Annotated in this window: 14 protein-coding genes; 10 read left to right on the forward strand and 4 right to left on the reverse strand. The window is 67.6% G+C overall.

Annotation, left to right across the window (positions count from 1 at the left end; genetic code table 11):
• Window positions 1–7: 7 nt before the first annotated feature.
• Both AC1DHY_RS03520 and AC1DHY_RS03525 read right to left on the reverse strand, forming a co-directional pair.
• On the reverse strand, window positions 8–673 hold the full coding sequence (locus AC1DHY_RS03520; RefSeq protein WP_476878197.1) for a pentapeptide repeat-containing protein: 666 nt from the start codon (window positions 671–673) through the stop codon (window positions 8–10).
• A complete protein-coding gene (locus AC1DHY_RS03525; RefSeq protein WP_476878198.1) occupies window positions 673–1,164 on the reverse strand; it encodes an SRPBCC family protein in 492 nt (163 codons plus the stop codon). The genes AC1DHY_RS03520 and AC1DHY_RS03525 overlap by 1 nt, the downstream gene beginning before the upstream one ends.
• 146 nt (window positions 1,165–1,310) lie before the next feature.
• Here AC1DHY_RS03525 and AC1DHY_RS03530 point away from each other — a divergent pair, with 146 nt between their 5' ends.
• Window positions 1,311–1,487, forward strand: coding sequence for a CsbD family protein (locus tag AC1DHY_RS03530; protein WP_476878199.1), 177 nt, complete (start codon window positions 1,311–1,313; stop codon window positions 1,485–1,487).
• 189 nt (window positions 1,488–1,676) lie between these two features.
• Window positions 1,677–2,462, forward strand: coding sequence for a dienelactone hydrolase family protein (locus AC1DHY_RS03535; RefSeq protein WP_476878200.1), 786 nt, complete (start codon window positions 1,677–1,679; stop codon window positions 2,460–2,462).
• A gap of 55 nt (window positions 2,463–2,517) precedes the next feature.
• Here the strand turns inward: AC1DHY_RS03535 and AC1DHY_RS03540 are convergent, their stop codons facing one another.
• Entirely contained in the window at window positions 2,518–3,975 is a 1,458-nt protein-coding gene (locus AC1DHY_RS03540; RefSeq protein ID WP_476878201.1) for an amino acid permease, read from the reverse strand.
• Between the two features lie 557 nt (window positions 3,976–4,532).
• Between AC1DHY_RS03540 and AC1DHY_RS03545 the strand changes: the two genes are divergently transcribed.
• The 7 genes from AC1DHY_RS03545 (at window position 4,533) to AC1DHY_RS03575 (ending at window position 11,005) form a co-directional block, all read left to right on the forward strand.
• Complete coding sequence (locus AC1DHY_RS03545; protein WP_476878202.1) at window positions 4,533–4,820, forward strand: hypothetical protein; 288 nt, start codon at window positions 4,533–4,535, stop codon at window positions 4,818–4,820.
• The gene (locus tag AC1DHY_RS03550; protein ID WP_476878203.1) at window positions 4,817–6,544 is read left to right on the forward strand and encodes a hypothetical protein; all 1,728 of its coding nucleotides are present in this window, start codon (window positions 4,817–4,819) and stop codon (window positions 6,542–6,544) included. The genes AC1DHY_RS03545 and AC1DHY_RS03550 overlap by 4 nt, the downstream gene beginning before the upstream one ends.
• Window positions 6,545–6,661: 117 nt before the next feature.
• A complete protein-coding gene (locus AC1DHY_RS03555; protein WP_476878204.1) occupies window positions 6,662–7,411 on the forward strand; it encodes a lysostaphin resistance A-like protein in 750 nt (249 codons plus the stop codon).
• 78 nt (window positions 7,412–7,489) lie between these two features.
• The gene (locus AC1DHY_RS03560; RefSeq protein WP_476878205.1) at window positions 7,490–7,930 is read left to right on the forward strand and encodes a VOC family protein; all 441 of its coding nucleotides are present in this window, start codon (window positions 7,490–7,492) and stop codon (window positions 7,928–7,930) included.
• A 21-nt stretch (window positions 7,931–7,951) separates the two neighbouring features.
• On the forward strand, window positions 7,952–8,905 hold the full coding sequence (locus AC1DHY_RS03565) for a 1,4-dihydroxy-2-naphthoyl-CoA synthase (protein WP_476903159.1): 954 nt from the start codon (window positions 7,952–7,954) through the stop codon (window positions 8,903–8,905).
• Between the two features lie 8 nt (window positions 8,906–8,913).
• Entirely contained in the window at window positions 8,914–10,077 is a 1,164-nt protein-coding gene (locus AC1DHY_RS03570) for an AMP-binding protein (protein WP_476880517.1), read from the forward strand.
• A 46-nt stretch (window positions 10,078–10,123) separates the two neighbouring features.
• Complete coding sequence (locus AC1DHY_RS03575) at window positions 10,124–11,005, forward strand: 1,4-dihydroxy-2-naphthoate polyprenyltransferase (protein WP_476903160.1); 882 nt, start codon at window positions 10,124–10,126, stop codon at window positions 11,003–11,005.
• Between the two features lie 334 nt (window positions 11,006–11,339).
• Here the strand turns inward: AC1DHY_RS03575 and AC1DHY_RS03580 are convergent, their stop codons facing one another.
• Window positions 11,340–11,648, reverse strand: coding sequence for a DUF4229 domain-containing protein (locus AC1DHY_RS03580; RefSeq protein ID WP_476903161.1), 309 nt, complete (start codon window positions 11,646–11,648; stop codon window positions 11,340–11,342).
• Window positions 11,649–11,720: 72 nt separating this feature from the next.
• Here AC1DHY_RS03580 and AC1DHY_RS03585 point away from each other — a divergent pair, with 72 nt between their 5' ends.
• Window positions 11,721–12,146: a PLD nuclease N-terminal domain-containing protein gene (locus tag AC1DHY_RS03585; protein ID WP_476880662.1), complete on the forward strand. Its 426-nt coding sequence runs from the start codon at window positions 11,721–11,723 to the stop codon at window positions 12,144–12,146.
• The last annotated feature ends 472 nt before the right edge of the window (window positions 12,147–12,618 follow it).

Consider the following 12,618-nt stretch of genomic DNA (forward strand, 5'->3'; position numbering starts at 1 on the left):
GCCGGGCTCAGGCGACCGTGATGCCCAGGTGGCCTGCCAGCAAGGGGGCGAGCAGGGTGAGCTGGTACTCGTCGACGACGATGCCGGAGAGACTGCCCAAGCCGCTCACAGAGCGGAATTCCGTGCCCCGGAGGTCAAAATCCTTGAGCCGGGCGCCGCTGAAGTCCACGCTTCCGATGGTGCAGTTCTTCAGCGCGACCCGGGTGGCCGTGCAGGAGCCCAGGTCCAGTTCGTTGATGATGCAGTCGCTGATCTGCACGTCGGTCAGTTTGGACCCCCGGAAATTGACGTAGTCCAGCTTGCCACCGTCGATCCGCACGGACTGCCAGCCGCTCTCATACAGTTCCGCCGAGCCCCAGCGCGGATTGCGGATCTCGACGTCGCGCAGGTGTGAGCGCGCGGCCGTCAGCACCGGGGCATACACCTCGGCCAGGATGCTGTCCCGGAACCCGGCACCGCGCAACTGGGTCTCGTTGAAGGAGGCGCCGTTGAACTCGCATTCGGCGAAGTCGGTGCCGCTGAGCTCCAGTCCGTCGGCGTCCGCGCGGCTGTACCGGACGCCGTCGTACCTCATCCCGCGGCGGAACTCCGGCGCGGGATCATCGACGAGGTCCGGGAGGCGGACCGGCGTGAGCCGCGGCGCGGTGATTTTGGATTTCCCCGACGCCGCCATCAGAGGCCTTCCGCTTTGCCGGCGATCTCGGCGAGGTCCCGGGCCAGGCCCTTGCGCGTGAGCCTCATCCCCAGCGGGCCAAAAACCACCATCGCGGCCCTGGCGAGCCGGGTGGTCCGGACTGGAACGGCGGTGAACGTCAGGGTGAGGTCCGTGCCGCCGTCGCGCTCCGCCAGGCTGAACCGGGACGTGTAGTCGGTGCCGCTCTGGCGGGCCTGCACGGTGGTGCTTCCGGTGCTCCCCGCACTGCCAGCGCGTCCCGGGGAGGGCGGTTCACAGCGGGAAACCCACATCTCCACGGTCTCGGGCCGGCCGAACATGGTCCGGGTCTCCCGCCAGCGGGTCCCTTCGGCATAGGCGCTGCCTGTGATGAGCTGGACGGATTGGACGGCGGACAGGGTTGCGGGCGAGCCGGGAATGTCCGTAACGACGGCCCACACCTTGGCCGCCGGGGCGTTCACGTGCTGGGTGAGGGTGGTTTTTAACTCCATGGTTCGAGCCTAGTCCGGCGCCCCAAGATCCCTCAGCCACACCCTGGCCGAAGTCCGCCGAAAAAAGGACTTGAATTAGTAAGCATGCTTCGTGTTAGGCTAAAACTGCGTTGAATTTCAACCGGAAACGAAAGGTGGAGCACACCATGGGTATCGGAGACAAGATTCAGAACGAAGCGGAGCACCTCGGCGGCAAGGCCAAGGAAGCTACCGGAAACGCCACGGACAATGACCAGCTGAAGGCCGAAGGCCAGAAGGACCAGGTCGTTGCCGACGCGAAGAAGGTTGGCGAGAACGCCAAGGACGCGTTCAAGCGCGACTAATCCGCACACAGACGGCGTCGGGCGTTCCTTTGGGGGACGTCCGGCGCCGTTTTTTGTGCTCTTTTCACTTTGGTGCCCGGCCGGATCTTGGGAGCCCCCGGCGCGCACGCGGTGCACACCCGGCGCGCTTCAGTGCAAGACTGTCGGCAACCGCCCGCGACCAGCGGGCAGGACGCCACAGGAGCGCAGATGGCCAGGAAAGCTTCGGACCCGAGCGGCCCGGATACAGAGCGGCACAATGTCGACCTGAGCGCGGCCGGTATGGCGGCCGGGGGCTCGCCCCGTCTTTACGGCTACCTCGCCGAGCCGGCCGGGGACGGGCCGTTTCCGGCCCTGCTGATGATCCACGAAGCGTTCGGGCTCGATGACATCACTATCCGGCACGCGGAACGGATGGCCGCCGCCGGTTACCTGACGCTGGCGGTGGACCTGTTCAGCGACGGCGGCGCGCGACGCTGCCTCGTGTCGACCATGCGCGCCGTCACGGCGGGGCAGGGACGTGCGTTCACGGATCTCGCCGCCGCACGGCAGTGGCTCTTGGATTCGGGCCGCACCACCGGGAAGATCGGCGTGATTGGCTTCTGCATGGGCGGCGGTTTCGCGCTCCTGCTGGCCAATGACGGGTTCGACGCCGCGGCCGTGAACTACGGGCGGCTGCCGAAGGACCCGGAAACGGCCCTCGCCGGTGCCTGTCCGATCGTTGCCAACTTCGGCGCGAAGGACCGTGGGCTGCGGAACGGGTCGGCGCAGCTGGAAGCGGTGCTCGGGACGCTGGGAGTGGTGCACGACATCAAGGAATTCGAAACTGCCGGCCACTCATTCCTCAACGACGCCGAGATCGGGCCCAGGCCCCTGCGTCCGCTGTTCCGCGTCCTTGGGGTGGGCCCGGATCCGCAGTCCGCCCCCGAGGCCTGGCACCGGATCGAGGAACACTTCGGCCGGTACCTGAAGAATCCCGGATCGACTGCTCCGTAACCGCCCTTTTGGGACCCCAAAACGGCGGTTACGGGGCAATCGATAGGGTTGGAGACTAGCTGAAGAGCTCGCTCTTGGGTTCGTTGTGCTTGACCTTCTGCCAGCCGAGCCAGAGCACCACCGCGAAGAACGGGATGGTCGCGAGGGTCCACAGGCCCAACTGGAACACCTCGCCGGTCTTGCTGGTCATCGTGTCGAAACCGATCAGCACCGTGATGGCGAGCAGTGCCACCAGGCCGGCCCAGCTGGTCCACGGTGAACCCGGCATCGGCAGGGACGAGGCGTTGCCCTTGATCTTCCGCAGCGCGATCTGGCTGGCGAAGATGGAACCCCAGGTGAAAATGACGCCGATCGAGGCGGTGTTCAGGGCGAGATCGAACGCGTGGGAGCCGCCCAGCCAGATGTTCAGCAGGATGCCCACGAGGTAGACCGCGCCGATCGCCAGGATCGCGGCATAGGGTACGTGGCTCTTGGACATCCGGGTCAGCCACTGCGGGGCGTGCCCGTTGTTGGCCATGGTGCGGAAGATCCGGCCGATGGAGTACAGGCCCGAGTTGCAGGAGGACAGCGCCGCGGTGATGACGATCATGTTCATCACATCGCCCATCCACGGCAGGCCCATCTGGCCGAAGACGGTGACGAAGGGCGAGGTGCCGGCCTTGTACTGGTCCGACGGCAGGAGCATGGCCAGCAGGGTGACCGAACCGACGTAGAACACCACGATGCGGATGACGACGGCGCGGATGGCCTTCGGGACCTCCTTGGCCGGGTCCTCCATTTCGCCGGCGGTGATGCCGACAAGTTCGATCGCGTTGTAGGCGAAGATCACGGCGTTGAGGACCAGGATCATCACCAGGGCACCCTTGGGGAACATCCCGCCGTCGCCGGCAAAGAGGTTGGTCACGGAGGCGTGGCCGTTGCCGACCTTGGCGTTGGTGACCACCATGAAGGTACCGACGGCCAGGAAGATCAGGATGGCGGCTACCTTCAGGACCGAGGCCCAGAATTCGAATTCGCCGAACGCCTTAACACTCAGCAGGTTCACGCCCACCAGCAGCAGCAGCGCCGCGATGGCCGTCAACTCGACCGGTACGTTGGGGAAGAAGAACTGGAAGTACAGGCCGATCGCGATCAGCTCCGCGATGCCGGTCATGGCCCAGTTGATGAAGTACATCCAACCGGAGAGGTAGGCGCCCTTCTTACCGAACATCTCCCCGGCGTAGCTGACGAAGGAGCCGGAGGTCTGGCGGTACATGATCAGCTCGCCCAGGGCCCGCATCAGCAGGTAGGCGATTACGCCGGCGATGGCGTAGGAGAAAATCAGCGCGGGGCCGGTGGAGGCCAGCCGGCCGCCGGCTCCCATAAAGAGGCCGACGCCGATCGCGCCGCCCATGGCGATCATGGTGACCTGGCGGCCACTCAGGGACTTCTTGTAACCCTCGGCGCTGAGGGTCGAGTCGACGGCGGTTTGCTCCGGCGCGCTCTTGGCTTCTGTGGAAGTACTTTGTGGCACAACTGTTCCTTGTATGTCGGGGTAGCGCCGCAGCGGGAGGCGGCTCCGGGAGCACAGGCACAGGCCCGTCCTGCGCCCTCAGCGGAGGAAGGCGGGCAGGGGCGGGGACCGGAACTCACAGGGGGTCGCAGCGTCGCGCGGCTCGTCCATAGTACTAGCTTTCGGGGCCTCACCGTGACGCGGGCAACATCCTCGACGGCCCGGAGGACGCCCCGCCGCGGCGCCAGGGCCGCCACGAATACGCATTTTTAGACAACGTTTTGATACATAAACGCTGGTCAGGCCGTTGTTTCCATTACTCTGAGCGAACCGGCGGGAACTTCCCCGCCGGTTCGCCTGCACACTTCGTTGCAGGCCATGGCAGAAGTGCCGTGAGTCAGGGGGAGACTATGAAACGGAGAGCGCTACTGCCTGCAGTGCTGCTTCTCGCTTTAGCGGGGTGTTCAAGCGGCGGCCCAGGGCCAGCCACATCCAGCGCCGGCACCACCGCAGCACCATCCGCACCAACATCATCAGCGTCAGGATCGGCGGCACCGGACACGTCCGCGCCCGCCGACGTGTCCACATCCCTGAACGCGCCCTACGCCTGGCGGCAGTACTCCTGCAGCCCCTCCGCGGACGGGTCCTGGTCGTTCAAGGGAACCCTCGATAACACCAGCACCAAGAGCAAGGTGTTCACCGTGGCGATCGCGGTCACCGCGGGTCCCCTGGTGGCAGGGCACACGATCATCACCAAGACCATCGCGGCCGGCCAGTCGGCCGACGTCGATGCACCCGACTTCGCCAAGACGAAGGACAAAACCACGGCCTGCACGCCGGTCGTTTCCGTAGAGGATGCCCCATGAAAAAACTACTTCTTGTCTCGGCGGTGGTTTTTGGCCTGGCGGCCGGCCCGCTCGCCGTCGCCCCGGCATTCGCGGAGACCGCTACTCCGGCGCCCTCGGACACCGCCAGCCCTACGGCGACGCCGACGGACACCCCGTCACCGACCGGCTCCGCCCCGGCACCGGCCGATCCCGCGCCGGTCATCAGCCCGACGCCGACCACCACGGCCACCCCGGATCCGACCTCACCGGCGGTCGACCCAACACCAACCCCGGCACCCACCCTGACTCCCCCGCCGGCGCCGGATCCCGTCGTCGTCGTCGGCCCGATCGGCCTGAAGTGGACCTCGCTGAGCGGTGCCGCCGGCGCCCTCGGCGCTCCGACGGCGAACCAGCTGTGTTCCGGCGACGTCTGCAGCCAGGCGTTCGCCGGCGGATCGGTCTACTGGACCGCGGCAACGGGCGCCCGGCTGGTCCTGCGGACCGCGGGCCACACCGGCCCCTGGTGGCATGCGAAGGGCGGAGCGGCCCTGTACGGCTACCCTGTCACCGACGAAACCGCGGTGGCGGGCGGGACCATCCAGAAGTTCTCCAGCGGCCGCTTCCTGACTTGGACCACCAAGGGAGTCCAGCAGATCTGGTCCCGCGGCGGGATCGGAAACCTATGGCGGGCACAGGGTGAAGCCGCCGGACTCGGGCTGCCAAGCACGGCCGAGGTCTGCGGACTGACCGCCCGGGGCTGCTACCAGTACTTCGCCAACGGCGCCGTGTTCTGGTCCCCGAAAACCGCGGCCCGGGTTGTCCAGGGCGTCATTTACACCCGCTGGAAGGCCTCCGGCGCACAGGCCGGCGTGATGGGCTATCCCACCACCGCGAAGGCGTGCGGGCAGGCCGCCGGCGGATGCCTGCAGCGTTTCCAGGGCGGAACCGTCTACTGGTCCTCGGCCACCGGAGCCTGGATTTCCCGCGGCGCCCTCGGCGCCCGGTACCTCCGGGTCGGCGAGACCCGGAGCAGCCTGGGCTACCCGCTGGCCAACGAGAAATGCGTCCCGGGCCAGTGCATCCAGGCGTTCCAGCGCGGCTTTGTGGGCTGGACCGTCAAACCCGGGTACCGGATCTTCGGGATGTCGGAGTGCCAGAACCTGAACAACGGCAAGTCCAAGTACTCCACGTACGGCGCGAACCGTGTGCTGCTGACCTGGACCCAGGGATACGGGCTGAACCATGCGACCAACCTGTACTGCATGAAGATCGCCGGAACGTATGTCCCGGACTGGCGCACCGACGGGTACGTGGGCAAATCCGGGTTCAAGCCGCCGGGAGTTCCGTCCGGCCCCACCCGGAACCTGTTCTCGCCCACGGGATCCTTCTCCGTGACCGAGGCGTTTGGTCTCGGCAACCCGGGCACCAAACTGGCATACCGCACGCTGAATCCCCGCTCGCGCTGGGGCGGCAACCCGTGGACGCCGACGTACAACAAGTACCACGAGTCCTCCTCGTGGGTCGGCTGGGACGAGAACATGTGGTGGTTCGCCAGCCTGGGCTACTACCGGCAGGGCGTGGTCATCAACTACAACCGGCCCACCATCGTCCAGGACGCCGGTTTCGCCATCTTCCTGCACATGAACAAGATCCCGACGGCGGGCTGCATCTCGCTCGATGACTGGGCCGTGGTGGATTACATCCGCAAGTCCACCCCGGGTGACCGGATCATCATGGGAACCTACTCGGCGCTCTTCCGCTAGGACTCCGCACCGTATCCACCACAGCTAACGCCCGGCGCCCTCGGCCCGGGCGTTAGCTGTCTCCGGACCCACCCAGGCCCACCGCGCGGGCCCGCCGCGCGGGCTAGGCTTGGTGGCATGGGCACCGCACTCCGACAACCACCCGCGCCGCGTCCCGAACTGTATGCCTTCTCCCGGCTGGACTACGTCACCGCGGGCACCTATGTGGCGGTTGCGGCGTTCTTCGCCACCGCGTCCGGGCTGCTCGCCCCGCTGGTGGTGCACCTCTCGTCCAACCCGGCTGTCGTCACTTACGCCGTGAACCTGGTGTTTTACGCGGCCATCGGCCTGCTTGCCCTCTCCGCCGCCCACCAGGTGGCGCGCCGGGATCTCCGGGTGCTGGCCACCAGGCCGTGGTTCACCCTGCTGATGGTGCCCCTGGCCGTGGTGGCCGCGATGATCCTCACCGCCGTTCTGGTCGCCGTCACCGGTCCGCCGCAGACGTCCGCCAACCAGGCCGGACTGCAGGCCCTGATGCAACAGGTTCCCGCCTGGCTGATGGTGCCGCTGCTGGTGATTGTGGGGCCGTTCGTCGAGGAGTACATCTTCCGGCATCTGCTGATCGGCAAACTGAGCCGGCGGCTGAACATCTGGGTGTGCTGCGCCCTGTCAGTGGTGCTGTTCGCGGCCCTGCACATCGTGGGCCAGGAAGCGCTGACCCTGCCGGCCCTTATGCCGTATCTCGCTATAGGGGCGGTTTTGGTGTTCGCCTACGTCTGGACCGGCAAGAATCTGATGTTTTCGTATTCAGTCCACGCCGCCAAGAACCTGCTGGCCGTCATCTTTATCTACGCGATCCCGCCCGAAGTCCTCGAGCAGCTCCAGTAGGCCGCCTAAAAGCCGGTGCGGGACGGAACTTCCGCCCCGCACCTAGCTTCCGGGCCGCCGTCGTCGTAGGTTTTTCCCATGGCACTGAACATCCAGATAGCTGTCGATTGCCTTGACCCGCATGCCCTTGCCGACTGGTGGGCCGAGACCCTGGAATGGGCCGTCGAACCGCAGGATGAGGCCTTCATCCGGTCCATGATCGAGCAGGGCTTCGCGACGGACGCGGAGACCAAGCTGCACCACGGGAAGCTGGTCTGGCTGACCGGCGCCGCGATCCGTCCGCCGGGGGACCTCGATGCCAAGCCGCCCACCCGCAGGATCCTGTTCCAGACAGCGCCCGAACCGAAGACCGTGAAAAACCGGATCCACTGGGACGTAAACCTGGCCGGGGCGGACAAGGACGCGGCACGGGCAGCCCTGGAAGCGCGCGGCGCCACGTTCCTCTGGACTGCCAATGAGGGCCCGCATTCCTGGCACACCATGGCGGACCCGGAGGGCAACGAGTTCTGCATCAGCTGAGCCGATTACTACACTCGGACTGTGAGCAACGAAATCCCCGCCAAGGTGTCCGACGTCTTTGACCCCACCCGCTGGCGCACCGTGACCGGCTTCGACGACTTCCAGGACATGACGTACCACCGGCAGGTGGAGCGCGCCGCGGACGGCACCGTGGTGCGGGACCTGCCCACCGTCCGGATCGCCTTCAACCGGCCCGAGGTCCGCAACGCGTTCCGGCCCGGCACCGTCGATGAGCTCTACCGGGCCATGGACCACGCCCGGATGAGCCCGGATGTCGCCACCGTCCTGCTGACCGGCAACGGCCCCTCCCCCAAGGACGGCGGCCACTCGTTCTGCTCCGGCGGCGACCAGCGGATCCGCGGCCGCGACGGCTACCGGTACGCAAACGGCGAGACGACGGAAACGATCGATCCGGCCCGCGCGGGCCGGCTGCACATCCTCGAGGTCCAGCGCCTGATGCGGACCATGCCCAAGGTGGTCATCGCCGTCGTCAACGGCTGGGCGGCAGGCGGCGGGCACTCCCTGCACGTCGTTTCGGATCTCACCATCGCGTCCCGGCAGCACGGCAAGTTCAAGCAGACCGACGCGACCGTGGGCAGCTTCGACGCCGGTTATGGCTCGGCCCTGCTGGCCCGCCAGATCGGGCAGAAATCAGCCCGCGAAATCTTCTTCCTCGCCCGCGAATATTCCGCTGAGGACATGGTCCGGATGGGCGCGGTGAACGAGGCCGTCGACCACGAGCGGCTCGAGGAAGTGGCGCTGGAATACGCCGCCGACATCGCCCGGCAGTCCCCGCAGGCCATCCGGATGCTGAAGTTCGCCTTCAACCTGGCTGACGACGGCCTGGCCGGCCAGCAGGTGTTCGCCGGCGAGGCGACGCGGCTGGCGTACATGACGGACGAGGCCGTGGAGGGCAAGGAAGCCTTCCTCGAAAAGCGCGATCCCGACTGGTCCAACTTCCCGTACTACTTCTAGGCCGCGCCATGACCTCCGGAGCGGTAGACATCGAGCCCGCCCTCGCCGCCCTTGCCGCCGCCCTCGGCGGGGAGGGTCCCGCCGTCGAACTCTCCGCCGGGCCGGATGGCTCCCCCGCCGTCTCGCGGGTGGAGACGCCCGGCGTCGAGGATGCCGCCGTCGTGGTGCGGACCTCAGGGTCCACCGGCGCACCGAAAGCCACGGTCCTGACCGTGGACGCCCTGGCGGCCTCCTCCATGGCGACAGCCATGGCGCTCAAGGGCGAGGGCCAGTGGCTGCTGGCACTGCCCGTGCAGTTCGTGGCCGGCGTCCAGGTCCTGGTCCGGTCGCTGTTCGCCGGCACCCGCCCCTGGGCCATGGACCTCTCCGGCGGGTTCACCGCAGAGGCCTTCACCGCCGCGGCGCAGGAACTGACGGACAAGCTCCGGTTCACGTCCCTGGTGCCCACCCAGCTGCAGCGCCTGCTGGACTCGCCGTCCCCGGAGACCCTGGCCGTGCTCCGGCGCTTCAACGGCGTGCTCCTGGGCGGCGCCCCGGCGTCGGCGGGCCTCCTCGCGGCGGCCAGGGAGGCCGGCGTCCGGGTAGTCACCACCTATGGTTCTGCCGAGACCTGCGGCGGATGCGTCTACGACGGCGTGCCGCTGGACGGCGTCGAGGTCAAGATCGCGCCCGACGGCCGGATCTTGCTAGGCGGGGCGACCATCGCCGCCGGCTATCTCGACGAGCCGGAGCTGACCGCCGCGACCTTTGTCGACGACGGCGGGATCCGCTGGTACCGGACCAATGACCTCGGCGAGTTCGCGCCCGACGGCACCCTCACAGTGCTGGGGCGCGCGGACGACGTCGTGATCACCGGCGGCGTGAAAGTCTCCGCCGCGCACGTGCAGGCGGAGTTGGAGCGGCTTGAGGGTGTGCTGGCGGCGTTCGTGGCGGGGGTGCCGTCCGCCGAGTGGGGACAGGCCCTGGCCGCGTACGTGGTGCTGGCCGACGGTTCCGCCGAAGCGGCCGAGGCCTTCACTGCCGGGATTCTCGGCGGCTCCGCAGGCGCCCTGACCGGCGTCCTGGTCCCGAAAACCGTGCTGACTGCCGCGGAACTGATGATGCTTCCCAACGGCAAACCTGACCGGCTGGGCATGAGCGTTCTGCTGGACGCCCGTCATCGGGGAAAATAGAAAAGTCTTTCCACCAGATCACCACCGAACCAACGAGGTACTGACCGTGGCCACAGCCGCACAATGGATCCAAGGCGCCCGCCTGCGCACCCTGCCGGCCGCGGTCGCTCCGGTCCTGATCGGGTCCGCCGCGGCCTACGAGATGAACGCGTTCCGCCCCGTCAACGCCGTACTGGCTGCCCTGGTGGCCCTGCTGCTCCAGATCGGCGTGAACTTCGCCAACGACTACTCCGACGGTATCCGTGGCACCGACGAGGACCGGGTGGGCCCGCTGCGGCTGGTGGGATCCGGTGTGGCCAAGCCGGAACACGTCAAGCGTGCCGCCTTCGCTGCGTTCGGCCTGGCGATGCTGTTCGGGCTGGTCCTGGTCATCATCACGCAGGCCTGGTGGCTCATCCTGGTGGGTGTGGGCTGCGTGATGGCGGCGTGGGGCTACACCGGCGGTAAGAACCCCTACGGCTACCTCGGCCTGGGCGACCTGTTTGTGTTTGTGTTCTTCGGGCTGGTGGCCACGCTGGGCACCACCTACACCCAGGCCGGACAGCTCAGCGTCGCGGCCATCATCGGCGCGATCGGCACGGGCCTGATCGCCTGCGCCCTGCTGATGGCCAACAACGTGCGGGACATCCCCACCGACCGTGTGGCCGGGAAGAAGACCCTGGCTGTGCGCCTCGGCGACAAGCACGCCCGGGAAAGCTACGTGCTGATGCTGGCCGTGGCGATCCTGCTGGTGATTGTGCTGGCGCCGGGACGGCCGTGGATGTTGATTGTGCTGCTGCTGATCCCGGCCATCCTGATGCCGTCCTGGCTGATGATCGCGGGCCGCCGCCGCAAGAGCCTGATCCCGGTGCTGAAGCAGACCGGCTTGATCAACCTGGGCTACGCCGTGCTGTTCTCGCTGGGCCTGGTGCTGAGCCGCGGGTTCTAGGGCGGGGTCGGTTATTCGGGGGGTTCGCCGGAGCCGGCGAGGGGCTGCCGGGACCTAGCGTCGGCCGCGGGGTCTCCGGTGCCTCCCTGCACCTGGCCTCGGCCGCGGGCCTAGCCTCGGCCGCGGAACTTCCCGGGCCTCCCGGCACCGGGCCTCGGCTGCGGGCCTAGCCTCCGCCGCGGAACTTCCCGGGCCTCCCGGCACCGGGCCTCGGCTGCGGGCCTAGCCTCCGCCGCGGAATCCCCCGGGCCTCCCGGCACCGGGCCTCGGCTGCGGGCCTAGCCTCCGCCGCGGGACCTCCGAAACCTAGCCTCCGCCGCGGAACCTCCGAAACCTAGGAGTCCTTGGGGCGGATCTCGTTTCGGACGGTGACGTCCGGGTGCTGGTCGACGAGGCGGTCCTCGGCGTCGGCGTCGTCGATCTCCCCCGCGCTGCGCAGCGGCTTGGCCTGGCCCGACAGGCGCGAGTGGATTGCGGCGGTGGCCTCGTCGCGCTGCTTCTGGAAGAAGAGGAAGCTGATGGCGAAAGCCATCATCCCCGCGCAGAGGGCGGCGAGCAGCCAGCCGAGCTGCAGGTAGATGAACAGCGCAAACAGCGGGGCGAATAGCGCGAGACGGATCAGGGAGTATTTCAGGAAAGCCACGTACCCAGTTTAGCCGTCCTGGCCGGGCCGCCGCCCGACGCCGGAAGCTCGCGCGGAGGCTAAACTGAAGCTATGCTCCGTGTCGTGGTACCAATCCTTGTACTGGTCGTTTTTATCTACGGTCTCATCGACCTCATCCGGACCGACGCACGCCTGACAAAGGGCATTTCCAAGCCTGCCTGGATCGTAGTGCAGATCGTCCTCCCCGTACTCGGAGCGGTTTTGTGGTTCCTGATCGGCCGGCCGCGGGGCCAGGCTCCGGAGGCCCCAGTCAGCTACCGGCACCCCACTGCGCCGGACGACGACCCCGATTTCCTCCGCAACCTCGAACAGCGCCGGCGCAACCAGTCGGAGGCTGACCGGCTCAAGAAGCTGAAGGCCGAACTCGACGCGAAGGAGCGCGAGCTCGGCAACAACAGCGGGGAGAACCGCGGCCCGGACACCGGCGAAACCCACGGCAGCGGCGATACCACGCAAGGCACCGACGAGGTCAAGTAGCGCTACCCGGGTGTAGGTGGGCCCAGCCCCGCAGCCTGGCGCGGACTGCACGCCGCCCACAACCCCGCCCGTCGCATCCCCACACGCCGCAGGCACGCCCACTTGCCACAAACGGCCGCTTCATCCACCTCATAGCGGCCATCTCTGTCATCTCGGCGTGCTCCCCGCGCCAGTGGCCCGCCACGGACCTCGTTGTCCGGCCCACCTGGCTCCTGTGCTTCATGAAACGTGAGTTCCAAGCGCGAGACGTCGGCACACAGCCACACTCCCCGCATCATGGCCCTCGCTCCGCGCACTTCGCCCCGTACCCCGCGTGCACGCCCATTTGCCACAAACGGCCGACCTCCCCGCCGCATCCCCGCTCCCGCGGGTACTCCCAGTTGCCACAAACGGCCGAACTCCCCGCCGCACCCCCGCTCCCGCGGGTACTCCCAGTTGCCTCAAACGGCCGCTTCAGGAGACCCATAGCGGT

The sequence above is a fragment of the Arthrobacter sp. 05L44 genome, assembly GCF_056397605.1.

Bases quoted from the DNA above. Each gene is read 5' to 3' on its own strand.
- AC1DHY_RS03520 (WP_476878197.1), bottom strand. From the start codon at position 673: ATGGCGGCGTCGGGGAAATCCAAAATCACCGCGCCGCGGCTCACGCCG.
- AC1DHY_RS03525 (WP_476878198.1), bottom strand. From the start codon at position 1,164: ATGGAGTTAAAAACCACCCTCACCCAGCACGTGAACGCCCCGGCGGCC.
- AC1DHY_RS03530 (WP_476878199.1), top strand. From the start codon at position 1,311: ATGGGTATCGGAGACAAGATTCAGAACGAAGCGGAGCACCTCGGCGGC.
- AC1DHY_RS03535 (WP_476878200.1), top strand. From the start codon at position 1,677: ATGGCCAGGAAAGCTTCGGACCCGAGCGGCCCGGATACAGAGCGGCAC.
- AC1DHY_RS03550 (WP_476878203.1), top strand. From the start codon at position 4,817: ATGAAAAAACTACTTCTTGTCTCGGCGGTGGTTTTTGGCCTGGCGGCC.
- AC1DHY_RS03555 (WP_476878204.1), top strand. From the start codon at position 6,662: ATGGGCACCGCACTCCGACAACCACCCGCGCCGCGTCCCGAACTGTAT.
- AC1DHY_RS03560 (WP_476878205.1), top strand. From the start codon at position 7,490: ATGGCACTGAACATCCAGATAGCTGTCGATTGCCTTGACCCGCATGCC.
- AC1DHY_RS03570 (WP_476880517.1), top strand. From the start codon at position 8,914: ATGACCTCCGGAGCGGTAGACATCGAGCCCGCCCTCGCCGCCCTTGCC.
- AC1DHY_RS03585 (WP_476880662.1), top strand. From the start codon at position 11,721: ATGCTCCGTGTCGTGGTACCAATCCTTGTACTGGTCGTTTTTATCTAC.